The sequence below is a fragment of the Streptomyces sp. DH10 genome, assembly GCF_029813805.1.
GTDB classification, from domain to species: Bacteria; Actinomycetota; Actinomycetes; order Streptomycetales; family Streptomycetaceae; genus Streptomyces; species Streptomyces coeruleofuscus.
Window position 1 is genome coordinate 21,139 of sequence record NZ_JARVKU010000014.1, and the last position, 24,759, is coordinate 45,897.

The 24,759-nt window shown below is 71.1% G+C and carries 18 protein-coding genes; 13 read left to right on the forward strand and 5 right to left on the reverse strand.

Translation table 11 applies throughout. The annotated features are described in order from the left end of the window. Window positions 1–75: 75 nt before the first annotated feature. A complete protein-coding gene (gene rpsT / locus QC385_RS26625) occupies window positions 76–342 on the reverse strand; it encodes a 30S ribosomal protein S20 (protein WP_279543894.1) in 267 nt (88 codons plus the stop codon). A 238-nt stretch (window positions 343–580) separates the two neighbouring features. On the opposite strand from rpsT, the gene lepA reads away from it, so the two are divergent. Beyond that, entirely contained in the window at window positions 581–2,449 is a 1,869-nt protein-coding gene (gene lepA / locus QC385_RS26630; protein ID WP_279543895.1) for a translation elongation factor 4, read from the forward strand. 262 nt (window positions 2,450–2,711) lie between these two features. Then, window positions 2,712–4,586 carry an AMP-dependent synthetase/ligase gene (locus QC385_RS26635; protein ID WP_279543896.1) on the forward strand — a complete coding sequence of 625 codons (1,875 nt, stop codon included), beginning with the start codon at window positions 2,712–2,714 and terminating at the stop codon, window positions 4,584–4,586. A 90-nt stretch (window positions 4,587–4,676) separates the two neighbouring features. Here the strand turns inward: QC385_RS26635 and QC385_RS26640 are convergent, their stop codons facing one another. Further along, on the reverse strand, window positions 4,677–5,147 hold the full coding sequence (locus tag QC385_RS26640) for a response regulator (RefSeq protein ID WP_279543897.1): 471 nt from the start codon (window positions 5,145–5,147) through the stop codon (window positions 4,677–4,679). After that, window positions 5,144–9,232 (reverse strand): HAMP domain-containing protein, encoded by a 4,089-nt coding sequence (locus QC385_RS26645; protein WP_279543898.1) that lies wholly within the window; start codon window positions 9,230–9,232, stop codon window positions 5,144–5,146. The genes QC385_RS26640 and QC385_RS26645 overlap by 4 nt, the downstream gene beginning before the upstream one ends. Before the next feature lie 339 nt (window positions 9,233–9,571). Here QC385_RS26645 and QC385_RS26650 point away from each other — a divergent pair, with 339 nt between their 5' ends. Together QC385_RS26650 and hemW are read left to right on the forward strand one after the other, a co-directional pair. Then, entirely contained in the window at window positions 9,572–11,665 is a 2,094-nt protein-coding gene (locus QC385_RS26650; protein ID WP_443033010.1) for a SpoIIE family protein phosphatase, read from the forward strand. A gap of 27 nt (window positions 11,666–11,692) precedes the next feature. Then, complete coding sequence (hemW, locus tag QC385_RS26655; protein WP_279543900.1) at window positions 11,693–12,925, forward strand: radical SAM family heme chaperone HemW; 1,233 nt, start codon at window positions 11,693–11,695, stop codon at window positions 12,923–12,925. A gap of 136 nt (window positions 12,926–13,061) precedes the next feature. On the opposite strand, the gene QC385_RS26660 is transcribed toward hemW, so the two are convergent. Together QC385_RS26660 and QC385_RS26665 are read right to left on the reverse strand one after the other, a co-directional pair. Beyond that, window positions 13,062–13,865: a DUF3097 domain-containing protein gene (locus QC385_RS26660; RefSeq protein WP_279543901.1), complete on the reverse strand. Its 804-nt coding sequence runs from the start codon at window positions 13,863–13,865 to the stop codon at window positions 13,062–13,064. Between the two features lie 31 nt (window positions 13,866–13,896). Beyond that, on the reverse strand, window positions 13,897–14,628 hold the full coding sequence (locus tag QC385_RS26665; RefSeq protein WP_279543902.1) for an MBL fold metallo-hydrolase: 732 nt from the start codon (window positions 14,626–14,628) through the stop codon (window positions 13,897–13,899). 171 nt (window positions 14,629–14,799) lie between these two features. Between QC385_RS26665 and hrcA the strand changes: the two genes are divergently transcribed. The 9 genes from hrcA to QC385_RS26710 all read left to right on the forward strand — a co-directional run bounded on the left by hrcA (window position 14,800) and on the right by QC385_RS26710 (window position 24,740). Continuing rightward, complete coding sequence (gene hrcA, locus QC385_RS26670; RefSeq protein WP_086854047.1) at window positions 14,800–15,816, forward strand: heat-inducible transcriptional repressor HrcA; 1,017 nt, start codon at window positions 14,800–14,802, stop codon at window positions 15,814–15,816. Next, complete coding sequence (gene dnaJ / locus QC385_RS26675; RefSeq protein WP_086603819.1) at window positions 15,816–16,952, forward strand: molecular chaperone DnaJ; 1,137 nt, start codon at window positions 15,816–15,818, stop codon at window positions 16,950–16,952. Before hrcA ends, dnaJ begins: the two co-directional genes overlap by 1 nt. A 214-nt stretch (window positions 16,953–17,166) precedes the next feature. After that, complete coding sequence (locus QC385_RS26680) at window positions 17,167–18,288, forward strand: nitronate monooxygenase (RefSeq protein ID WP_279543904.1); 1,122 nt, start codon at window positions 17,167–17,169, stop codon at window positions 18,286–18,288. Further along, complete coding sequence (locus QC385_RS26685) at window positions 18,285–19,025, forward strand: 16S rRNA (uracil(1498)-N(3))-methyltransferase (protein ID WP_279543905.1); 741 nt, start codon at window positions 18,285–18,287, stop codon at window positions 19,023–19,025. The genes QC385_RS26680 and QC385_RS26685 overlap by 4 nt, the downstream gene beginning before the upstream one ends. Before the next feature lie 17 nt (window positions 19,026–19,042). Further along, complete coding sequence (locus tag QC385_RS26690; RefSeq protein ID WP_279543906.1) at window positions 19,043–19,435, forward strand: VOC family protein; 393 nt, start codon at window positions 19,043–19,045, stop codon at window positions 19,433–19,435. Between the two features lie 111 nt (window positions 19,436–19,546). Continuing rightward, entirely contained in the window at window positions 19,547–20,104 is a 558-nt protein-coding gene (locus QC385_RS26695) for a hypothetical protein (RefSeq protein WP_279543908.1), read from the forward strand. A gap of 72 nt (window positions 20,105–20,176) precedes the next feature. After that, a complete protein-coding gene (locus tag QC385_RS26700; RefSeq protein WP_279543910.1) occupies window positions 20,177–23,380 on the forward strand; it encodes a S41 family peptidase in 3,204 nt (1,067 codons plus the stop codon). 88 nt (window positions 23,381–23,468) lie between these two features. Further along, window positions 23,469–23,822 (forward strand): histidine triad nucleotide-binding protein, encoded by a 354-nt coding sequence (locus QC385_RS26705; protein ID WP_086563129.1) that lies wholly within the window; start codon window positions 23,469–23,471, stop codon window positions 23,820–23,822. A 12-nt stretch (window positions 23,823–23,834) separates the two neighbouring features. Next, a complete protein-coding gene (locus QC385_RS26710) occupies window positions 23,835–24,740 on the forward strand; it encodes a ribonuclease Z (RefSeq protein ID WP_279543911.1) in 906 nt (301 codons plus the stop codon). The last annotated feature ends 19 nt before the right edge of the window (window positions 24,741–24,759 follow it).

A 24,759-nucleotide genomic window follows, 5' to 3' on the forward strand; every position in this document is an offset into this window, starting at 1 on the left:
CGCGGACCCGAGGGGTGCCGGACGGGAGCGGATGAGAGAGGGCCCGCTCGATTCCCTCCGGCGTCACATCAGACGTCAGCCCTTGAGCTCGGCGACCTTCTGAGCCAGCGCCGACTTCTTGTTGGCAGCCTGGTTCTTGTGGATGACGCCCTTCGAGACGGCCTTGTCGAGCTGACGCGCGGCAGCGCGCTGGTACTCGGTGGCCTTCTCGGCGTCACCCGCGGCAGCAGCCTCACGGGCCTTGCGGATCGCGGTCTTGAGGGAGGACTTGACGGCCTTGTTGCGCAGCCGAGCCTTCTCGTTGGTCTTGATCCGCTTGATCTGGGACTTGATGTTCGCCACGAATGAGCCTTCTCAGGTTCTGGCACGGGGCCGCACGGATGCCGCACGGTCTGTACCGGGTGATTTCTTGAGGAGTGCCTCCTGCGAGAGGGCATGAGGCACAGCCCCCCACGGTACCAGCGGGCTCATTCATGGCCCAAACCCGTCCATGGCCCCCGCCCGTGGGACCATGGAGGCTACGTATCGATCCGACCCGAGACCGCAGACACTGCGGACGCCTCAAGAATCAGGACCCTGCGTGCCCGCGATCCCCAGCCACGTGCCCGAACCGAGCCGTACCGACCCGGCTCTGATCCGCAACTTCTGCATCATCGCGCACATCGACCACGGCAAGTCCACGCTCGCCGACCGGATGCTCCAGCTGACCGGAGTGGTCGAGCAGCGGCAGATGCGCGCTCAGTACCTCGACCGCATGGACATCGAGCGTGAGCGCGGCATCACGATCAAGTCCCAGGCGGTGCGACTCCCGTGGGCCCCGACCCACGACAAGAGCAAGACGCACATCCTGAACATGATCGACACCCCGGGGCACGTCGACTTCACCTACGAGGTCTCGCGATCGCTCGCCGCCTGTGAGGGCACCATCCTCCTGGTCGACGCCGCCCAGGGCATCGAGGCCCAGACCCTCGCCAACCTCTACCTGGCGATGGAGAACGAGCTCACGATCATCCCCGTGCTGAACAAGATCGACCTGCCGGCCGCGCAGCCCGAGAAGTTCGCCGAGGAGCTCGCCCACCTCATCGGGTGCGAGCCCGACGACGTGCTCAAGGTCTCCGCCAAGACCGGGCTCGGGGTCGAGGCGCTGCTGGACAAGGTCGTCGAACAGGTCCCGGCCCCGGTCGGCGTGAAGGACGCCCCCGCGCGCGCCATGATCTTCGACTCCGTCTACGACTCCTACCGGGGCGTGGTGACGTACGTCCGTGTCATCGACGGGCAGCTCAACAAGCGTGAGCGCATCAAGATGATGTCCACCGGTGCCACGCACGAGCTGCTGGAGATCGGCACCAACTCGCCGGAGATGCTGTCGTCCGACGGTCTCGGCGTCGGTGAGGTGGGCTACCTCATCACCGGCGTGAAGGACGTGCGCCAGTCCAAGGTCGGTGACACCGTCACCAGCCAGCACAAGGGGGCGCAGGAGGCGCTCGGCGGGTACAAGGACCCCAAGCCGATGGTGTTCTCCGGCCTCTACCCCCTGGACGGCTCGGACTACCCGGAGCTGCGCGAGGCCCTTGACAAGCTCCAGCTCAACGACGCCGCGCTGGTTTACGAGCCGGAGACCTCCGCCGCCCTCGGCTTCGGCTTCCGCGTCGGTTTCCTCGGTCTGCTGCACCTGGACGTGATCCGGGAGCGGCTGGAGCGCGAATTCGGGCTCGACCTGATCGCGACCGCCCCGAACGTGGTCTACCGCGTCCTCATGGAGGACGGCAGCGAGCACACGGTCACCAACCCGAGCGAGTTCCCCGAGGGCAAGATCTCGGAGGTCTACGAGCCGGTCGTGCGGGCCACCATCCTGGCGCCCAGCGAGTTCACCGGCTCGATCATGGAGCTGTGCCAGACCCGGCGCGGTGTCCTGCTCGGCATGGACTACCTCTCCGAGGAGCGGGTCGAGATCCGCTACACCCTCCCGCTCGCGGAGATCGTCTTCGACTTCTTCGACCAGCTGAAGTCCAAGACCCGCGGCTACGCCTCGCTCGACTACGAGCCCACCGGCGAGCAGACCTCCAGCCTGGTCAAGGTCGACATCCTGCTGCACGGCGACAAGGTCGACGCCTTCTCGGCGATCACCCACAAGGACCAGGCGTACGCGTACGGCGTGCGGCTCGTCGCCAAGCTCAAGGAGCTCATCCCGCGCCAGGCCTTCGAGGTGCCGGTCCAGGCCGCCATCGGCTCCCGGGTCATCGCCCGCGAGACCATCCGCGCCATCCGCAAGGACGTCCTCGCCAAGTGCTACGGCGGTGACATCTCCCGTAAGCGGAAGCTGCTGGAGAAGCAGAAGGAGGGCAAGAAGCGGATGAAGATGGTGGGTTCCGTGGAAGTTCCGCAGGAGGCGTTCATCGCCGTCCTGTCGAGCGATGACAGCGCGGGGTCGGGCAAGGGCAAGAAGTAAGCACAAGTTACTGTGGGTTACACCGCAAACCGGGTAGAACAGGGGCCCGTCGCGCGAAAGTGCGGCGGGCCCTGTGCGTACGCGGGGTAGCTCTCTGTATGAAGTGACAGGCCGCGGACCCTTACGAAGCGGCCGGTCGACCTTTACTCTGATCCCTGCTCGATAGTTACTCGCGAGTTAAACAACGCTCGCGAACAGCAGCTCGTGAGTGAAACCCAGCCGCACCTGAGCCAGCCGCACTGTCGCGGGCCCGGAGGATGTCGTGAGCGACACACAGACACTGATCGAGAACCGTCCGCCGTCCGTGGCGGGCCTCTTCCTGGAGCGCGTGGCGGCCACGCCGGACGCCGAGGCCTACCGCTATCCGGTGCCCGCGTCCTCCGGGCAGGGGCCGGACGAATGGAAGTCGCTGAGCTGGGCGCAGGCCGCCGAGCGGGTCTACGCCATCGCGGCCGGGCTCATCGAGCTGGGCATCCAGCCCGAGCAGCGCGTCGCCCTCGCGTCCAGCACCCGCATCGAGTGGATCCTCGCCGACCTGGGCATCATGTGCGCCGGCGCGGCCACGACCACGGTCTATCCGCAGACCAACGCCGAGGAGTCGGCGTACATCCTGTCGGACTCCGAGAGCCGGGTGCTCATCGCGGAGAACGTGGAGCAGCTGGCCAAGGCGCAGGAGAAGCGCGCCGAGCTGACCGATCTCACGCACGTCGTGGTCATCGACCCGGCCGGGGTCGAGACCGCCGACTGGATCCTCACCCTCGACGAGCTGGAGAAGCGCGGCGCGGCCCGGCTGGAGAAGGACCCCGACCTGATCAAGGAACGGGTCGGCGCCATCACCAAGGACCAGCTGGCCACCCTCATCTACACCTCCGGCACCACCGGCCGCCCCAAGGGCGTGCGCCTGCCGCACGACAACTGGTCGTACATGGCCAAGGCGACCGCCGCGACCGGGCTGATCAGCAGCGACGACGTGCAGTACCTGTGGCTGCCCCTCGCGCACGTCTTCGGCAAGGTGCTCACCTCCGGCCAGATCGACGTCGGGCACGTCACCGCCGTGGACGGCCGCGTCGACAAGATCATCGAGAACCTGCCGGTGGTGCAGCCGACGTACATGGCGGCCGTGCCGCGCATCTTCGAGAAGGTCTACAACGGCGTCGCCGCGAAGGCCCGTGCGGGCGGCGGCGCCAAGTACAAGATCTTCCAGTGGGCCGCCGAGGTCGCCCGCGAGTACGCCAAGGCCGCGCAGGACAACTTCCGGCGTACCGGGACCATGTCCGTGCCGTTCGGGCTGGGCGCGAAGCACAAGGTCGCCGACGCGCTGGTGTACGCCAAGATCCGGGAGGCCTTCGGCGGGAACCTGCGGGCCTGCGTCTCGGGCTCGGCGGCGCTGGCACCCGAGATCGGGTACTTCTTCTCCGGCGCCGGCATCCACATCCTGGAGGGCTACGGCCTGACCGAGTCCTCGGCCGCGTCGTTCGTGAACCCGGGCGAGGCCTACCGCACCGGCACGGTCGGCAAGCCGCTGCCCGGCACGGAGGTGCGGATCGCCGACGACGGGGAGATCCTGCTGCGCGGCCCGGGCATCATGGAGGGCTACCACAAGCTGCCCGAGAAGACCGCCGAGGTGCTGGAGGCGGACGGCTGGTTCCACACCGGGGACATCGGGGAGCTGTCCCCCGACGGGTACCTGCGGATCACCGACCGCAAGAAGGACCTCATCAAGACGTCGGGCGGCAAGTACATCGCGCCGGCGGAGGTCGAGGGGCAGTTCAAGGCGGTGTGCCCGTACGTGTCCAACATCCTCGTGCACGGCGCCGACCGGAACTTCTGCACGGCGCTCATCGCGCTCGACGAGGTCGCGATCACGGAGTGGGCGAAGGAGAACGGCCTCGAGGGGAAGTCGTACGAGGAGATCGTTTCCGCGCCGGTGACGGTGGAGATGGTCGACGGGTATGTGAAGCAGCTCAACGAGGGGCTTCAGCGGTGGCAGACGATCAAGAAATTCCGGCTGCTACCGCGGGACCTCGATATCGAGCACGGTGAGATCACGCCGAGTCTGAAGCTGAAGCGGCCGGTTGTGGAGCGGGAGTACAAGTATCTGATCGAGGAGATGTACGAAGGCTCCCGCGAGGCGTAGGGGGTGGTGGGGGTTGTGTGGCGGCTGCGGGTTCGTCGTGGCTTGTCGCGCCCACGCGGCGGAGCCGCAAATCGACACAGCCCCGCGCCCCTAGGCGCCTTGTTCCACCCGGCGTTTCAGGTCCTGGATCTCTGCGCGCAGGCGTTCCACCTCTCTTCCTTTGCGGTAGAGGTCCAGGAAGACGCTGACCTTGGCCCTGAGGACCCACGGGTCGAAGGGCTTGGTCACGTAGTCGGCGGCGCCTGTCGCGTAGCCGCGGAAGGCGTAGCCCGAGTCGTCGTCCGCGCCCGTCAGGAAGATGATCGGGACGTCGCGGGTCTGGTCCAGGCGCTTGATGTGGGCGGCCGTCTCGAAGCCGTCCATGCCGGGCATGCGGATGTCGAGCAGGACCAGGGCGATGGGCTGCCGCAGCAGGGCCTTCAGCGCCTCCTCGCCGGAACGGGCGCGCACCAGCGGCTCGTTGAGGGAGGCGAGGACGGCCTCCAGGGCGGTCAGGTTGTCCTCCATGTCGTCGACCAGGAGGATTCCGGCGCGTTGGGGGTGGCCGGCCGTGCTGTTCATGCTTCCTCATCCCCGTCCTCGGGGCTCAGCAGTTCGCAGACGACCGTCAGCAGCCGGTCGATGTCCACCGGCTTGGGCACGTAGTCGTTGGCGCCGCGGGCGATGGACTTCTCGCGGTCGCCGGGCATCGCCTTCGCGGTCAGGGCGACGATGGGCAGGTCGGCCCAGCGCGGGGTGCGGCGGATGGCGGAGATGGTCTCGTAACCGTCCATCTCCGGCATCATGATGTCCATCAGGACCAGTTCGACGTCCGGGCTGCGCTCCAGCGTCTCGATGCCCTCGCGGCCGTTCTCCGCGTACAGCACGGTCATGCCGACGCGGCCCAGGACATGGGTGAGGGCGAAGACGTTGCGGATGTCGTCGTCGACGATCAGCACGCGTCGCCCGGCCAGGATCCGGCCCGGCCTGCCGGACGTCCACGTCTCCAGCCTGGTCGGCAAGGGCCAGGCGTCGTCCGTGTCGTTCGCGGCCGGGAAAGGCCCGGCGGTGGCCGGCTGGAGGGTCAGCGGCAGGGGCAGTTCGGGGCGGTCGTCCGTGGCCGGTCCCGGGGCCGTGTGACCGGGGCTCACGACAGGCACGTACAGGGTGAACGTCGAGCCCTTGCCGGGTTCGCTCTCGGCGACGATCCGGCCGCCGAGCAGGCCCGCGATCTCCCGGCTGATGGACAGGCCGAGCCCGGTGCCGCCGTACTTGCGGTTGGTGGTGCCGTCGGCCTGCTGGAACGCCTCGAAGATCACGGGGAGTTTCTCCGGCGCGATCCCGATGCCGGTGTCGGACACGGCGAAGGCGATGACGTCGTCGGTGTCCCGGATGTAGCGGTGCTCGGTGTCCTTCACCCGGTCGACCCGCAGCTCGACCTTGCCCGTCGCGGTGAACTTGATCGCGTTGGAGAGGAGGTTGCGCAGGATCTGCTGGAGCCGCTGTTCGTCCGAGTACATCTCGCGCGGTACGTCCTCGCCGACCGCCAGTTCGAAGGCGAGCCCCCGGTCGATGGTGAGGGGGCGGAACGTGGCGTGGACGTAGTCGAGCAGCTTGATCAGGGGGAGCCGCTTGGGGCGTACGTCCATCCGGCCGGCCTCGATCTTCGACAGGTCCAGGATGTCGTTGATCAGCTGGAGCAGGTCCGAGCCCGAGCGGTGGATCGTCGTCGCGAACTGCACCTCCTGGTCCGAGAGGTGGCCGTCCGGGTTGTCGGAGAGCAGCCGGGCCAGGATCAGCAGGGAGTTGAGCGGTGTGCGCAGTTCGTGCGACATGTTCGCCAGGAACTCCGACTTGTACTGCGAGGACGTGGCCAGCAGGGCGGCCTTCTCCTCCAGTTCGGCGTTGGAGCGCTGAAGTTCGCCCTGCTGCTTCTGGAGTTCGTCCGAGCGTTCCTGGAGCTGCATGGCCAGGCGCTGGGACTCGCCGAGCAGGGACTCCGTGCGGGAGTTGGCGATGATCGTGTTGATGGCGACGCCGATGGTGTTGACGAACTGGTCGAAGAAGGCCAGGTGCACGTCGGAGAAGCGGGAGAAGGAGGCGAGTTCGATGACGCCGAGGAGTTTGTTCTCGAAGAGGATCGGGATGATGACGATCGTCGTGGGGGCCGCCTCGCCGAGGCCGCTGTTGATCTTGATGTAGTCGGGCGGGGCGCCCTCGACCAGGATCCGCTTCTTCTCCCGGGCCGCCTGCGCCACCAGGCCGTGCACCGGGAGGGCGCCGGTCTCGACGGTCGCGTCCTGGGCGGCGCCGTAGCCGGCGATGAAGGCGAGCCCCTTGGTGGGAACCGCCGCTCCGTCCTCCTCCGGGTCGGCCAGGTAGAACGCGCCGTACTGGGCGTTCACCAGCGGGGTCAGCTCGCGGAGTATCAGGTCGGCGACCTCCATCAGGTCGCGGTGGCCCTGCATCAGGGCGGCGAGCCGGGCCAGGTTGGACTCCAGCCAGTCCTTCGCGCGGGTCGTCTCGCGCAGGTTGGCCACCATCAGGTTGATGTTGTCCTTCAGCTCGGTGACCTCGCCGCGGGTCTCGACCGTGATCGAGCGGGACATGTCGCCCTGGGCCACGGCGGAGGCCACCTCGGCGATCGCGCGGACCTGGGTGGTGAGGTTCGAGGCCAGCTCGTTGACGTTCGTCGTCAGGCGCTTCCAGGTGCCGTAGACGCCCTCGACCCGGGCCTGGCCGCCGAGCTGGCCCTCGGAGCCGACCTCGCGGGCCACGCGCGTGACCTCCGAGGAGAAGGAGGACAGCGTGTCGACCATCGTGTTGATGGTGGTCTTCAGCTCCAGGATCTCGCCACGGGCGTCCACGTCGATCTTCCGGGACAGGTCGCCCTGCGCCACGGCCGTCGCGACCTGGGCGATGTTGCGCACTTGGGAGGTGAGGTTGTCGGCCATGGAGTTGACGTTGTCCGTGAGGTCCCGCCAGACGCCGGAGACGCCCAGCACCTGGGCCCGGCCGCCCAGCCGGCCGTCGGTGCCGACCTCGCGGGCGACGCGCGTGACCTCGTCGGCGAAGGCGCGCAGCTGCTCCACCATCGTGTTGACGGTGTCCTTCAGTTCGAGGATCTCGCCGCGGGCGTCGACCGTGATCTTCTTCGACAGGTCGCCGTTGGCCACGGCCGTGGTGACCTGGGCGATGTTGCGGACCTGCGAGGTCAAGTTCAGCGCCATGAAGTTGACGTTGTCGGTGAGGTCCTTCCAGACGCCGGAGACGCCCCGGACCTGGGCCTGACCGCCGAGGTTGCCCTCGGTGCCGACCTCGCGGGCGACGCGGGTGACCTCGTCGGCGAAGGCGGAGAGCTGGTCGACCATCGTGTTGATCGTCGACTTGAGCTCCAGGATCTCGCCCTTGGCCTCCACCGTGATCTTCTTGCCGAGGTCGCCCTGGGCGACGGCCGTCGACACGAGCGCGATGTTGCGCACCTGGGAGGTGAGGTTGTCGGCCATGAAGTTGACGTTGTCGGTGAGGTCCTTCCAGACGCCGGAGACGCCCCGGACCTGGGCCCGGCCGCCGAGGTTGCCCTCGGTGCCGACCTCGCGGGCGACGCGGGTGACCTCGTCGGCGAAGGCGGAGAGCTGGTCGACCATCGTGTTGATCGTCGACTTGAGCTCCAGGATCTCGCCCTGCGCGTCGACCGTGATCTTCTGGGACAGGTCGCCGTTGGCCACGGCTGTCGTCACCTGGGCGATGTTGCGGACCTGCGAGGTCAGGTTCGACGCCATGAAGTTGACGTTGTCGGTGAGGTCCTTCCAGACGCCGGAGACGCCCCGGACCTGGGCCCGGCCGCCCAGCTGGCCTTCGGTGCCGACCTCGCGCGCGACGCGGGTGACCTCGTCGGCGAAGGCGGAGAGCTGGTCGACCATCGTGTTCACGGTCAGCTTCAGCTCCAGCAGCTCGCCGGTCGCCTCCACCGTGACCGTGCGGGTCAGGTCGCCGCGCGCCACCGCCGTCGTGACCGCCGCGATGTCCCGCACCTGGGCCGTCAGCCGGGCCGCCATCGCGTTGACGGCCTCGGTCACGTCGCGCCAACTGCCCGAAAGCCCCTTCACCTTGGCCCGGCCGCCGAGCCGCCCCTCGGTACCCACCTCGCGCGCGACCCGCGTCACCTCGCCGGTGAACAGGGAGAGCTGGTCCACCATCGTGTTCACGGCCCGGCCGAGGCGCCGCAGGTCGCCGCGTAACTCCCGGGTGCCGTCGTGCAGATCGACCCGCTGGGTCAGATCGCCACCGGCCACCGCGTCCAGCACGCGTGTGGCGTTCGCCGCCGGGGCGACCAGGGCGTCGAGCAACTGGTTCACGTCGTTGACGCGGGACGTCCACAGGCCCTGACCCGGGCTGGCCGAGAGCCGCTCGTCGAGCCGGCCGTACCGCACCAGCTCCCGTCTCACCCGGCGCACCTCGGTGGTGAAGTGGACACTGCGGTCCATGATCTGGTTGAAGACCGCGGTGAGTTCGGCCACCATCCCGTGGCCGGTTTCCGGCACCTTGGTGAAGTCGCCGTCGCGCGCGGCTGTCATGGCTGCGAGCAGGGGACGGAGATCGGATGCACGAATCTGACCGTCTTCGTGCCCGTCTTCGACCACAGGAGTAGCACTGTTCTCACTCATGGCGGGCCACTTCGGTAACTCGGCGCTTATGGGCGTGGTCAGTCTGTCACCCTGTCGGCATCGACTGTGGCGTATTCGTACGAACTGCCCGGGGAGCTGTCCATGGGGGCCATTCCGACGCAACGGGAGACCGCCTCCCGTGCCTCAGAGGCGCCTGCCCACGCTTCGGAGACGCCGGTGCCCGTGCACGAGGGGGCCGTCTCCGAGGAGTGTGCACTGTCTTCCGAGGCGCCGGGGCCCGCGTCCGGGGCGCCCGTGCTGAACACTGAGGCGCCCGTGGCCGCGTCCGAGGTGTCCGTGCCTGGGTCCGGGGAGTCCGTGGCCGCGTCCGAGGTGCCCGTGGTCGCTTCAGGGGCGCCCGTGATCGCTTCGGAGGCGCCTGAGAAGGAGCGCGCGCGGGCGTACGCGGCCCTGTCCGGCAGCTCTCTCGCGCCGGGCTCCGCCCGCGCCCTGGTGCGCGCGGCGCTCGCCGAGTGGACCGGGCTCCAACTGCCCGGCGCCGAGCACCTCACCGACCGTCTCGCCGACGACGCCATGCTCGTCGTCAGCGAGCTCGTCACCAACGCCGTCGTGCACGCCGGCACCGACGTCGAGCTGGAGTGCCGGCTGGAAGCCGACGACAACGACACGGCCGCGCTCGTCGTCGAGGTCTCCGACCACCACCCCTCACGCGCACCGCGCGGCGGCGAGCCGGAAACGCCGCACGACATCCCGGAGTACGGGCGCGGCCTGCGGCTCGTCGGCGCGCTGGCCGAGGCCTGGGGCATCACGTACCGCACGGGCCGGAAGACGGTGTGGGCGCGGCTGCCCGCCGGGGTCTGCGCGGCGGCCGAGCAGATCGAGGCGTACGCCGGGGAGCACGCGCTGGCGCGCGGGCTGCGGGTGGCGGAGATCCTGGCGCCGGAACCTCCCCATGGTCAGGACGACCGGGAGGGCGATCGGGGCCGGCGGCGCTCCGGACGCGGTGGGAACGAGCCACCGGATGAGCACGCCCTGCGGGAGGCGCGCGAGGTACGGGACGCCGATGACCCCGGCGGCTCCCCCGACCTGCGCGACTGGCACGACCTGAGGGACTGGCGGGACCGGTACGAGGACTGCGACGGCCGTGACGGACGCGACGGCGCCTGGCTGGGCCGCGGTGCCCTCTCCTTCCTCGCCGAGGCCTCCGACCTCCTCGCCGGACAGCTGGACGAGGACCTGGTCGCCGCCCTCGCCGGGCAGTTGATCGTGCCCCGGCTGGCCGACTGGTGCGCGGTGTGGCTGGAGGACGAGGCCACCGGCGGCGGCTGGGGCGGCGGGGCCGGAGCGGGCGGTCCCCGCCTGGCCCGGGTCTGGCACGGCAGCGAGAACCGCATCGAGGAGCTGCGCCGGGCCCTGGAGAAGGACGCGCCGCACCCGTCCGACCCGTTGGGGTCCGGGCCGGTCGACTACCCCTGGCCCGGTGAGGCGCTCGGTGACGAGCCCGGTGAGCCGGGCTCGGCCCTCGCGTACCGGCTCGTCGCCGGCGGACGCCCGCTGGGCACCCTCGTCATCGGACGGTCCGGTGCCGCCGGTTTCCCGGACGAGATCACCGGCCTCGCCGAGGACCTCAGCCGCCGGGTCGCGCTCGCCATCGGCGCCGCCCGCCAGTACGCCCGCCAGGCGACCATCAGCGCCGTACTCCAGCGCGGACTGCTGCCTGGCGCCGTGGCCGAGATCCCCGGGGTGCGCAGCGCCCTCGTCTACGAGCCGTGCGACAAGGGCGGGCCCAGCGGCGACTTCTACGATCTGTTCCCGGCCGGTGACGGCCGCTGGTGCTTCGCCGTCGGCGACGTCCAGGGCAAGGGCCCCGAAGCCGCCGTCGTGATCGGCCTGGCCCGGCCCTGGCTGCGGCTGCTGGCCCGGGAGGGCTACCGGGTCGCCGACGTCCTGGACCGCCTCAACCAGCTCCTGCTCGACGACGCCACGGAGGCCGCGGACGCGGCGGCCCGCGCGCTGGTGGCCGCGGGCGCCCGCCCGACCCCGCCCGGCGACGGCCCCCAGACGCGCTTCCTGTCCCTGCTGTACGGCGAGCTGGTCCCCTTCGACGGCGGCGTCCGCTGCACCGTCGCCTCCGCCGGGCACCCGCTGCCCCTGCTGCTCGGGACGGGCGGTGAGGTCCACACGGCCGCTCAGCCCCAGACCCTCCTGGGCGTCGTCGAGGACGCCACGTACACCAGCGAGACCTTCGAGCTGCGGTCCGGCGACACGCTGCTGTGCGTCACCGACGGCGTGACCGAGCGCCGCTCCGGGTCCCGCCAGTTCGACGACGGGGACGGGCTCGCGACGGCGCTGGCCGGGTGCGCGGGGCTGGACGCCGAGCTGATAGCCGAGCGGATCAGGCGGCTGGTGCACGAGTTCGGGGCGCGGCCCCCGGCGGACGACCTGGCGCTGCTGGTGCTCCAGGCGGATTGACCGCCCGGGTGCTGGACAATGGAACGTATGCCTTCCGCACTCCCCGACGGCGAGCCCGTCCCCGACGACGGCGCGCTGCCCGCGTCCGCCCTCGCCGGGGCCGCCGACCGCCCGCTCGGGTTCTACCTGCACGTTCCGTACTGCGCGACCCGCTGCGGCTACTGCGACTTCAACACCTACACGGCGACCGAGCTGCGCGGCACCGGTGGTGTGCTGGCCTCGCGCGACAACTACGCCGAGACGCTGGTCGACGAGGTCCGGCTGGCGCGGAAGGTGCTGGGGGACGACCCCCGGCCCGTTCGTACGGTGTTCGTGGGCGGGGGTACGCCCACCCTGCTCGACGCCGGTGACCTGGTGCGGATGCTCGCGGCCGTCCGTGACGAGTTCGGGCTCGCGGAGGACGCCGAGGTCACGACCGAGGCGAACCCGGAGTCGGTGGATCCGGCGTATCTGGCGGCCCTGCGCGAGGGGGGCTTCAACCGGATCTCGTTCGGCATGCAGAGCGCGAGGCAGCATGTGCTGAAGGTGCTGGACCGGACGCATACGCCCGGGCGGCCCGAGGCGTGTGTCGCCGAGGCCCGGGCGGCCGGGTTCGAGCATGTGAACCTCGACCTGATCTACGGCACGCCGGGGGAGTCCGACGACGACTGGCGGGCCTCGCTCGACGCGGTGCTGGGAGCCGGGCCGGACCATGTCAGCGCGTACGCCCTGATCGTCGAGGAGGGGACGCAGCTGGCTCGGCGGATCCGCCGGGGCGAGGTGCCGATGACCGACGACGACGTCCACGCCGACCGGTATCTGATCGCGGACGAGATCCTCTCGGGCGCGGGCTTCGAGTGGTACGAGGTGTCGAACTGGGCGACCTCGGAGGCGGGGCGGTGCCTGCACAACGAGCTGTACTGGCGGGGCGCGGACTGGTGGGGGGCCGGGCCGGGCGCGCACAGTCATGTGGGCGGGGTGCGGTGGTGGAACGTGAAGCATCCCGGGGCGTACGCGGGGGCGCTGGCGGCGGGGCGGTCGCCGGGTGCCGGGCGTGAGGTGCTGTCGGAGGAGGACCGGCGGGTCGAGCGGATCCTGCTGGAGTTGCGGCTGCGGGACGGTGTGCCGTTGTCGTTGCTGCGGGAGGAGGGGCTTGCGGCGTCTCGGCGGGCCTTGTCCGAAGGGCTGCTTCAGGAGGGGCCGTATGCGGAGGGGCGGGCTGTACTGACGTTGCGCGGGCGGTTGCTGGCGGACGGGGTCGTGCGTGATCTGGTGGACTGAGGTGCTCGGCGTCTGTGCCGGGGCCGGGGCGATGCACACCTCGGCGCGACGAGGTGCCGCTCTCTGTGGGACGGGTGCCGCCCTGGGGGCACCTCCCAGGCCCTTAAGGCACTGGGGGAGGCACGTATGCCCGCAGCTAGGCCGTCACGAAGTCGATCAGTTCCTCCACCCTGCCCAGCAGCTCCGGCTCCAGGTCCTTGTACGACCGGACCCCCGACAGGATCCGCTGCCAGGCCGCGCCCGTGTTCTCCGGCCAGCCCAGCGCCCTGCACACGCCCGTCTTCCAGTCCTGGCCGCGCGGGACCCGGGGCCAGGCCTCGATGCCCAGGGACGACGGTTTCACCGCCTCCCAGATGTCGATGTAGGGGTGGCCGACGACCAGGGCGTGGTCGCTCGTCACCGACTCGGCGATGCGCCACTCCTTGCTGCCCGGCACCAGGTGGTCCACCAGGACGCCGAGGCGGGCGTCGGGGCCGGGGGCGAAGGAGTCGACGATGGACGGCAGGTCGTCGACGCCCTCCAGGTACTCCACGACCACGCCCTCGATGCGCAGGTCGTCGCCCCAGACCTTCTCGACCAGCTCGGCGTCGTGCCGGCCCTCGACGTAGATGCGGCCGGCGCGGGCCACGCGTGCGCGGGCACCGGGGACGGCGACCGAACCGGAGGCCGTGCGGGCGGGACGTGCGGGGCCGCCCGCCGAGGGGCGGATCAGCGTCACGGACCTGCCCTCCAGGAGGAAGCCGCGCGGCTCCATGGGGAACACCCGGTGCTTGCCGAAGCGGTCCTCCAGGGTGACCGTGCCCGCCTCGCAGCGGATCACCGCGCCGCAGAAGCCGGTCCCGGCCTCCTCGACGACCAGACCCGGCTCCGCCGGAACCTCGGGCACCGGCTGCTGCGGCTTCTTCCACGGCGGGGTCAGATCGGGCGAGTACTGGCGCATTCGAATGACGATAGGAGAAGCCGGCGAGCGGTCACGGAGACACGCCGAAACGCGCCGCCAGCGAGTCCCGCTGGGCGCGGACGAACGCCGCGTCCACCACCGCTCCGTGACCGGGCACGTACAGCGCGTCCTGCCCGCCCAGGTCGAGCAGGCGGTCCAGGGCGGCCGGCCAGTGCGACGGCACGGCGTCGGGGCCCGACTGCGGCTCGCCGGACTCCTCGACCAGATCGCCGCAGAACACCACCTCCGGATCACCCGGCACCAGCACCGCCAGATCGTGCGCGGTGTGCCCGGGGCCCACGTTCGCCAGCAGCACCTGGCGCCCGCCGCCCAGATCGAGGGTCCACTCACCGGAGACCAGGTGGCGGGGCGGGACCAGCCGGTCCGCCGACTCCCGCGCGGTGGTCTCCGCCAGGCCGTTGCGTACCGCGTCGGCGCGCAGCTCCTCGCGGTCCCGTACGCGCGTCAGCACCGTGTCCACGCCCACCGCGCCGAACACCTCCGCGTCCGTGAAGGCCGCCACACCGAAGACGTGGTCGAAGTGGGGATGGGTCAGCGCGAGATGTGTCACACGGTGACCGGTGAGCGACTGTGCCTGCTCGCGCAACCGCGCGCCCTCGGCCGGGCTGGACCCCGCGTCGATCATGAGGACCGCGCCCTCACCGGCGACCAGCCCCGCCGTGCAGTCCCACACCGGAAGCCGGCACCGCCCCACCCCGCCGGCCACCCGCTCCCACCCGAGCTCTTCCCAAGTCACCGTCATACGGCGACGCTAACGGTGACCCCCGCCCGGGGCACGGCAGCACGGGACCAGCCTTGCCGGGGCAGTACCCCGCAGCCGTACACTGGGCGGGGAATGCTGGCACTCGCACGCGCAGAGTGCCAGGCACGACAGGCAGGACACCGGGCGGACGATTTCTGGAGGTGTGCGCGAATGCTCAGTGAACGCAGGCTTCAGGTGCTGCGCGCCATCGTCCAGGACTACGTCGGCACCGAGGAGCCGGTCGGCTCCAAGGCCCTCACCGAGCGGCACAGCCTCGGCGTCTCCCCGGCCACCGTCCGCAACGACATGGCGGCCCTCGAGGACGAGGGGTACATCGCCCAGCCGCACACCAGTGCCGGGCGCATCCCCACCGACAAGGGTTACCGGCTGTTCGTGGACAAGCTGGCCGGCGTCAAGCCGATGACCGCGCCCGAGCGGCGTGCGATCCAGAACTTCCTCGAGGGCGCCGTCGACCTCGACGACGTCGTGGCGCGTACGGTACGGCTGCTGGCCCAGCTCACACGCCAGGTCGCCGTCGTGCAGTACCCGTCGCTGACCCGCTCGACCGTGCGGCACGTGGAGTTGCTCTCCTTGGCGCCCGCGCGCGTGATGCTCGTGCTGATCACGGACACCGGGCGGGTCGAGCAGCGCGTGGTCGACTGCCCGGCACCCTTCGGCGAGGCCTCCCTCGCGGATCTGCGCGCGCGGCTCAACAGCCGTGTGGCGAACCGCCGTTTCACGGATGTGCCGAGTCTGGTGGAGGATCTGCCGGAGGCGTTCGAGCACGAGGACCGGGGTACGGTCTCCACGGTGCTCTCCACACTTCTGGAGACGCTCGTCGAGGAGAACGAGGAGCGGCTGATGATCGGCGGCACCGCCAACCTGACCCGCTTCGGGCACGACTTCCCCCTCACGATCCGGCCGGTGCTGGAGGCGCTTGAGGAGCAGGTGGTGCTCCTCAAGCTGCTCGGCGAGGCGCAGGATCCGGGCGTGACCGTACGTATCGGTCATGAGAACGCCCACGAAGGACTCAACTCCACGTCCGTCGTGTCGGTCGGCTACGGTTCGGGCGGCGAGGCTGTCGCCAAGCTCGGCGTGGTCGGACCGACCCGCATGGACTACCCGGGAACGATGGGAGCGGTACGCGCAGTGGCACGGTACGTCGGACAGATCCTGGCGGAGTCGTAGTGGCCACGGACTACTACGCCGTACTCGGCGTGCGCCGCGACGCGTCGCAGGAAGAGATCAAGAAGGCCTTCCGGCGGCTCGCGCGCGAGCTGCATCCGGACGTCAACCCCGATCCGAAGACCCAGGAGCGGTTCAAGGAGATCAACGCCGCCTACGAGGTGCTGTCGGACCCGCAGAAGAAGCAGGTCTACGACCTCGGCGGCGACCCGCTCTCGCAGGCCGGAGGCGGCGGCGCGGGCGGCTTCGGGGCCGGCGGCTTCGGGAACTTCTCCGACATCATGGACGCGTTCTTCGGCACGGCGTCGCAGCGCGGACCGCGCTCGCGCACCCGCCGCGGCCAGGACGCCATGATCCGCATCGAGATCGAGCTCGACGAGGCGGCCTTCGGCACGACGAAGGACATCCAGGTCGACACGGCGGTCGTCTGCAACACCTGCAGCGGTGAGGGCGCGGCGCCGGGGACCTCCGCTCAGACGTGTGACATGTGCCGCGGCCGCGGTGAGGTGTCCCAGGTCACGCGGTCCTTCCTGGGCCAGGTCATGACCTCGCGTCCCTGCCCGCAGTGCCAGGGCTTCGGCACGGTCGTCCCGACCCCCTGCCCGGAGTGCGCCGGCGACGGCCGCGTCCGCTCCCGTCGCACGCTGACGGTGAAGATCCCCGCCGGTGTCGACAACGGCACGCGCATCCAGCTCGCCGGTGAGGGCGAGGTCGGCCCCGGCGGCGGCCCCGCGGGCGACCTGTACGTCGAGATCCACGAACTGCCCCACTCGCAGTTCCAGCGGCGCGGCGACGACCTGCACTGCACGGTCACGCTCCCGATGACGGCGGCCGCCCTCGGCACGAAGGTGCCGCTGGAGACGCTGGACGGCTTGGAGGAGGTCGACATCCGGCCCGGCACCCAGTCCGGCCAGTCGATCCCGCTGCACGGCCGTGGTGTCACGCACCTGCGCGGCGGCGGACGCGGCGACCTCATCGTCCACGTCGAGGTCCAGACCCCGAGCAAGCTGGACGTCGAGCAGGAGCGCCTGCTCCGCGAGCTGGCCAAGCTGCGTGGCGAGGAGCGGCCTCAGGGGCAGTTCCAGCCCGGGCAGCAAGGACTGTTCTCGCGGTTGAAGGACGCGTTCAACGGGCGGTGACGCGGGTGGCCCGGCCGCTGCTGGGGGTCCGGGGGTCGGACCCCGGGCAGGCACGGTCAGCCGGGGCAGCAAGGACTGTTCTCGCGGTTGAAGGACGCGTTCAACGGGCGGTGACGCCGGCTCCCCCGGGGGCTTGGAGGTGCCTGTTCCTCTGGTCTATGCCACACGGCAGGCCGGTTTCGGGGTTGTTCGGAGGACGTGACAACATGCGGTCATGTCCTCCGCGCTGACCGATCTCTTCCCCCACCCGATCGTGCAGGCCCCCATGGCGGGCGGCGTCTCCGTACCGAAGCTCGCCGCCGCCGTGTGCGAGGCGGGCGGGCTCGGTTTCCTCGCCGCCGGGTACAAGACCGCCGACGGGATGTACCAGGAGATCAAGCAGCTCCGCAGCCTCACCGGCAGGCCTTTCGGAGTGAACCTCTTCATGCCGCAGCCGGAGTACCCCGGCGCAAGCACCGGCTCCACCGGAGCGGCTGGCACCGCGCCCCCTTCTGCCGCCGCCATCGACGTCTACGCCCACCAGCTGGCCGGCGAGGCCTCCTGGTACGAGGCCGAGCTCGGTGACCCCGACAGCGGCCGCGACGACGGCTACGAGACCAAGCTCGCGGTCCTGCGCGACAACCCCGTGCCGGTGGTGTCGTTCCACTTCGGCGCGCCGAGCCGGGAGGTCGTCGACGCCCTGCACCGGGTCGGCACCTTCGTCCTGGTCACCGCCACCACCCCCGACGAGGCACGGGCCGTCGAGCGGGCGGGCGCGGACGCGGTCATCGCGCAGGGTGTCGAGGCCGGCGGCCATCAGGGCACGCACCGGGACATCCCCGAGACGGACGGTTCCGGCATCGGGCTGCTGTCGCTGGTCGCCCAGATCCGGGAGACCGTGAGCATCCCGATCATCGCCGCCGGCGGCATCATGCGCGGCGGCCAGATCGCCGCGGTCCTCGCGGCGGGCGCGAGCGCGGCCCAGCTCGGCACCGCGTTCCTCGCCACGGCCGAGTCGGGCGCGAACGCCCTGCACAAGCAGGCGCTGACCAACCCCCTGTTCGTCCGTACGGAGTTGACCCGGGCCTTCTCCGGGCGCCCGGCGCGCAGCCTCGTCAACCGCTTCGTGCGCGAGCACGGCCCGTACGCGCCCGCCGCCTACCCCGAGATCCACCACCTCACCGCGCCGCTGCGCAAGGCCGCCGCCAAGGCGGGGGACGCGCAGGCCATGGCGCTGTGGGCCGGGCAGGGGCACTGGATGGCGCGGGAGCTGCCCGCCGGGCAGCTGGTGGAGGTGCTGGCCGGTGAACTCGCCGCGGCGCGGACAGCGTTGTCGGGCGGAGGCGGAAACCGATGACGGCTCCGGTGTTCGTGGTCGAGCACTTCGACACGGCCGGGGGCGGCCGCCATGTCCTCGACGGACCGGAGGGACGGCACGCCGTCTCCGTGAAGCGGCTGCGCGCCGGTGAGGACGTCGTCCTCACGGACGGGGCCGGACGCTGGGCGGACGGTGTCGTGCTCGACACCGAGGGCAAGGACCGGCTGATCGTCCGGCTGGACCCGGTGACCGAGGAGCCGCCGGAGCAGCCCCGGGTGACCGTCGTCCAGGCGCTGCCCAAGGGCGACCGCGGGGAGCTGGCCGTCGAGACGATGACGGAGGTCGGCGTCGACGCGATCGTGCCGTGGGCGGCGGCGCGCTGCATCACGCAGTGGAAGGGCGAGCGGGGAGCGAAGGCGCTGGGGAAGTGGCGGGCCACCGCCCGGGAGGCCGGCAAGCAGTCGCGCCGGGTCCGGTTCCCCGAGGTCGCCGAGGCGGCTACGACCAAGCAGGTCGCGGCGCTGCTGGCGGAGGCGCAGTTCGCCGCCGTGCTGCACGAGAGCGGCAACTCGCCGCTGGCCACGGCCGAACTGCCGTCCTCCGGTGAGATCGTGCTGGTGGTGGGGCCCGAAGGGGGCGTGGCGCCGGAGGAGTTGGCGCTGTTCGCACAAGCGGGGGCCGAGGCGTTCCGCCTCGGGCGCAGTGTGCTGCGCACATCGACCGCCGGGACCGCGGCCGCGGCCGTGCTCCTGGCTCGCACCGGCCGCTGGACCTGACCCCGCTCGGAGGCACCGTGGAACTCGCCCAGGTACGACTGCTCGTGACCGACTTCGCCGCCTGCTACCGCTTCTACGGCGAGGTCCTCGGCCTCAAGCCGCAGTTGGGGTCGGCGGACGGGCCGTACGAGAAGTTCAGTCCCGCGGTGGGCTCCGCGGGGATCGCGTTGCAGGACCGCTCGGTGATGGCCGAAGTGCTGGACGAGCTGGGCGACTCGGCGAACGGCCACCGCTCCCTGGTGGTCCTGCGCGTCGACGCCCTGGACGCGTACTGCGAGGAGATCACGATGCGCGGCGCCACGATCCTCCACGGCCCGGCCCTCCTGACCGACCGTCTGCGCGTCGCCCACCTCAAGGACCCGGAGGGCAACCTGGTGGAACTCCAGGAGTGGCTGCTGCTGCGCGGCTGACGGCCTGCCTGCGCGCATACGCCGGGCCGCGCAACGCCCCGCCCCCGCCACAACGCCGGGTGGCCAGTTGCGCTCTACCGTCCCGCCGCCGACGGTGGCAGGCTGCCCTTCATGGGGGCATTGAGGAGGAACTGGCGGGGGCCGCGCAGCCGTAAGGTGGCGGTCGCGGTGACATTCGCGCTGGCTGCCGTCGGCGGCGCGGTCGCGTGTGAACCCGGTGCGGGGATCAGCTCCGCGTCCGTCGCGTACACCACCGACGAGGCCGTCACCAAGGAACTCAACCGGCAGAAGGCGGGCGTGCGGTGGCTGACGTGCACCGCCTCCTACGGGAACTCCGGCCAGGGCGGGAAGCCGTCGCCCTCGGCGAGTGAGAAGACCGTCGCCACCGTCGACTGCGAGGGCGAGACGGACGACGGGAAGGACATCACCGTCGACGGCAAGGTCACCCACGCGGTGGACGGCGCCTGTGTGCGCGGGCACATCACCGCCAAGGTGGACGGCAAGGTGTGGTTCGAGGTCGACGGGCTCGGCGACTGCAACTCCACCAGCCCGCCGCCCGTGGGCGGCGGGCCCACCAACGGACAGCCGGGAGCCACCGTCACCGTGACCGTGACGCAGACCATCTGGTGCGACCGATACCCCGACTGCCGGCCCGTCGAGGGCAAGTGACGTACGCGAGGGGCGAACGGCAAGTGATCCGAAGTCTGTCCGCGGCGCGCCGTCCCTGCATAGGGTGATCGGGTGACACAGTCCGCATCGCCTGCTTACCTCCGGTTCCCCCACGTGCACGGTGACCTGGTCGCCTTCACCGCCGAGGACGACGTGTGGCTCGCTCCTCTCGACGGCGGCCGGGCCTGGCGGGTCAGCGCCGACAACGTGCCGGTGACCCTGCCCCGTATCTCGCCCGACGGCACCACCGTCGCCTGGACCTCCACCCGCGACGGCGCCCCCGAGGTGCACATCGCCCCGGTCGACGGCGGCCCCGCCAAGCGTCTGACGTACTGGGGCAGTCTGAAGACCCAGGTGCGCGGCTGGACCCCGGACGGCGAGGTACTCGCGATCAGCTCCCAGGGGCAGGCGAGCCTGCGCCGCACCTGGGCGCGTGCCGTTCCGCTCGACGGCGGCCCGGCCACCACCCTGCCCTACGGGCCGGTCGGTGACATCGCCTACGGGCCGAGCGTCGTCCTGCTGTCCGCGCCGATGGGGCGCGAGGCCGCCTGGTGGAAACGGTACCGGGGCGGTACCGCCGGGAAGTTGTGGATCGACCCTGAGGGAGACGGCGAGTTCGTACGGCTCCACGAGGGGCTGGACGGGAACATCGAGTACCCGCTGTGGGTCGGGGACCGGATCGCCTTCCTCTCCGACCACGAGGGCACCGGCGCGCTGTACTCCTCGCTCGCCGACGGATCCGATCTGCGGCGGCACACCCCGCTCGACGGCTACTACGCCCGGCACGCCGCGACCGACGGCACCCGTGTCGTCTATTCCAGCGTCGGTGAGCTGTGGGTGCTGGACGACCTGGACGGGGCCGAGCCGCGGCGGCTGGAGGTGCGGCTGGGCGGGCAGCGCGTCGATCTCCAGCCGTTCCCGGTCAACGCCTCCCGGTGGTTCGGGTCGGCGTCCCCGGACCACACCGCGCGCGGTAGCGCCGTGTCCGTACGCGGCTGCGTCCACTGGGTCACCCACCGCTCCGGCCCGGCCCGCGCGCTGGCCGCGACGCCCGGGGTGCGGGCCAGGCTGCCGCGGGCGTTCCGCGCGGACGGCGAGGAGTGGGTGGTGTGGGTGACGGACGCCGAGGGCGACGACGCCCTGGAGTTCGCGCCCGCCACCGGTCTCACCCCGGGGGCGACACCGCGCCGGCTCGCCGCCGGGCAGCTCGGCAGGGTGCTGGAGCTCGCCATGGCACCAGACGGCAGCCGCGCGGCCGTGGCCTCCCACGACGGTCGCCTGCTGCTCGTCGAGAGGGAGACGGGCGAGGTGCGGGAGGTGGACCGCAGCGAGGACGGTGACGTGTCCGGGCTCGTCTTCTCGCCCGACTCGGCCTGGCTCGCCTGGTCCCACCCCGGCCCGCGGCCCCTGTCGCATTTGAAGCTCGCCAACACCACCGATCTTTCGGTCACCGAGGCGACCCCGCTGCGCTTCCAGGACTACGCGCCGGCGTTCACGCCGGACGGCAAGCACCTCGCGTTCCTGTCGAACCGCTCCTTCGACCCGGTCTACGACGAGCACGTCTTCGACCTGGCCTTCGTGGAGGGCGCCCGGCCGCATCTGATCACGCTCGCGGCCACCACGCCCTCCCCGTTCGGGCCGCAGCGGCACGGCCGGTCCTTCGAGACGCCCGACCGGGAGGAGACCCCCGACAGCGAGGGCACCCCCACCACCCGCATCGACCTCGAAGGCCTCGCCGACCGCATCGTGCCCTTCCCGGTGGAGGCCGCCCGCTACTCCAACCTGCGCGCCGCCAAGGACGGTGTCCTGTGGCTGCGCCACCCGGTCGCCGGTGTGCTCGGCGCGTCCCGGGCCACCCCGGACGACCCCGACCCCAAGTCGGAACTGGAGCGGTACGACCTCGCCCAGCAGCGGATCGAGCATCTCGCCGTCGACGCCGACCACTTCGAGGTCAGCGGCGACGGCAAGCGGGTGCTGCTGTGGACCGACGGGCGGCTGAAGGTCGTCCCCAGCGACCGGCGCGCCTCCAGCGACGACGACAGCGACACCAACATCACCGTCGACCTGGGCCGGGTGCGCCAGTTCGTCGACCCGGCCGCCGAGTGGCGGCAGATGTTCGACGAGAACGGCCGCATCATGCGGGACCACTTCTGGCGGCCGGACATGAGCGGCGTCGACTGGGCCGGCGTCCTCGACCGCTACCGGCCGGTCGTGGACCGGCTCGCCACCCATGACGACCTGGTCGACCTGCTGTGGGAGGTACAGGGCGAGCTCGGCACCTCGCACGCCTACGTCACCCCGCGCGGCGGCTTCGGCGGCGGTCCCCGCCAGGGCCTGCTCGGCGCCGACATCTCCCGCCACGAGGACGGCAGCTGGCGCGTCGACCGCATCCTGCCCTCCGAGACCTCCGACCCGGACGCCCGCAGCCCGCTGGCCGCGCCCGGCGTCGCCGTGCGCCCCGGGGACGCGATCCTCGCCATCGCCGGCCAGCCGGTCGACCCGGTGGCCGGACCCGGCCCGCTGCTGATCGGCACGGCGGGCAAGCCGGTGGAGCTGACCATCTCCCCGTCCGGCGGCGGTGATCCGCGGCACGCCGTCGTCGTCCCGATCGCGGACGAGGAGCCGCTGCGGTACCACGCCTGGGTCGCCGACCGGCGCGCCTACGTCCACGAGAAGTCCGGCGGCCGCCTCGGCTACCTCCACGTCCCGGACATGCAGGCGCCCGGCTGGGCCCAGATCCACCGCGACCTGCGCGTCGAGGTCGCCCGCGAGGGCCTGGTCGTCGACGTCCGCGAGAACCGCGGCGGCCACACCTCCCAGCTGGTCGTCGAGAAACTCGCCCGCCGCATCGTCGGCTGGGCCGTCCCGCGCGGCATGCGCCCCTACAGCTACCCCGAGGACGCCCCCCGCGGCCCCGTCGTGGCCGTCGCCAACGAGTTCTCCGGCTCCGACGGCGACATCGTCAACGCCGCGATCAAGGCCCTGGGCCTCGGCCCGGTGGTCGGCACCCGCACGTGGGGCGGCGTCATCGGCATCGACAGCCGCTACCGGTTGGTGGACGGCACCCTGGTCACCCAACCCAAGTACGCCTTCTGGCTGGAGGGTTACGAGTGGGGGGTGGAGAACCACGGGGTCGATCCGGACGTGGAGGTGGTGCAGCGCCCGCAGGACTACGTGGCGGGCAGGGACGCCCAACTGGACGAGGCGATCCGGCTCGCTCTGGAGAGTCTGGAGGGCAGTCCGGCGAAAACGCCGCCGGCCTTGCCGACCTCCTGAGGGGCGCGACCAGCCCAAACGCACCCGCACCCGACGACGATACGATGCCCGAGTCGGACACCACATTCGGCCAACCCCCGGAGGAAAAATGGCAGGGGAGCCACAGGACGACTGCCTGTTCTGCAAGATCGTCGCCGGAACGATCCCGGCGACAATCGTCCGCCAGACGGACACCACCGTCGCGTTCCGCGACATCAACCCCCAGGCCCCCACCCACGTCCTGATCATCCCCAAGGCGCATTACGAGAACGCCGCCGCCCTCGCCGCCGCCGACCCGGCGCTCACCGCGGACGTGCTCCGCGAGGCCCAGGCCGTCGCCGACGAGGAGAAGCTGGACAGCTACCGCCTCGTGTTCAACACCGGCAGCGGCGCCGGCCAGACGGTCTGGCACGTGCACGGCCACGTGCTCGGCGGCCGCGGCCTCGACTGGCCCCCCGGATAACGGGACAACGCCTTGTCCGTACGCGAACTCGTGGTGCTCGGCACCGCCAGCCAGGTCCCGACCCGCCACCGCAACCACAACGGCTACCTGCTCCGCTGGGACGGCGAGGGCATCCTGTTCGACCCCGGCGAGGGCACGCAGCGCCAGATGGTGCGGGCCGGGGTCGCCGCGCACGACCTCAACCGGATCTGCGTCACGCACTTCCACGGCGACCACGCCCTCGGTCTGCCCGGGGTCATCCAGCGCATCAACCTCGACCAGGTGCCGCACGAGATCACCGCCCACTACCCGAAGTCCGGGCAGCGCTTCTACGAGCGGCTCCAGTACGCCACGCCCTACCGCGCGACCGTCTTCCTCACCGAGGCCCCGGCCGACGGGGACGGCGTGCTCGCGGTCACGCCGTCGTACACGCTGGACACCCGCAGGCTGTCGCACTCGATCGAGTCGTACGGCTACCGGATCGTCGAGCCCGACGGCCGCCGCATGCTGCCCGAGCGGCTCGCCGCGCACGGCATCAAGGGGCCGGACGTCGGCCGGATCCAGCGCGAGGGCTCGCTCGGCGGGGTCTTGCTGGACGACGTCAGCGAGGTGCGGCGCGGGCAGCGGTTCGCGTTCGTCATGGACACCCGGCTGTGTGAGGGGGTGTACGCGCTCGCCGAGGGCTGCGACATGCTCGTCATCGAGTCGACCTTCCTCGACGAGGACGAGCAACTCGCGGTGGAGCACGGACACCTGACGGCCGGTCAGGCCGCGCGGGTGGCCCGGGACGGCGGTGTGCGGCACCTCGTGCTGACCCACTTCAGCCAGCGCTACACCGACCCGGACGAGTTCGAGCGGCAGGCGCGGGCGGCGGGGTACGAGGGGGAGCTGACCGTGGCGCACGATCTGCTGAGGGTGCCGGTTCCGAAGCGTCGGTGAAACGCCCGTACGATGAATT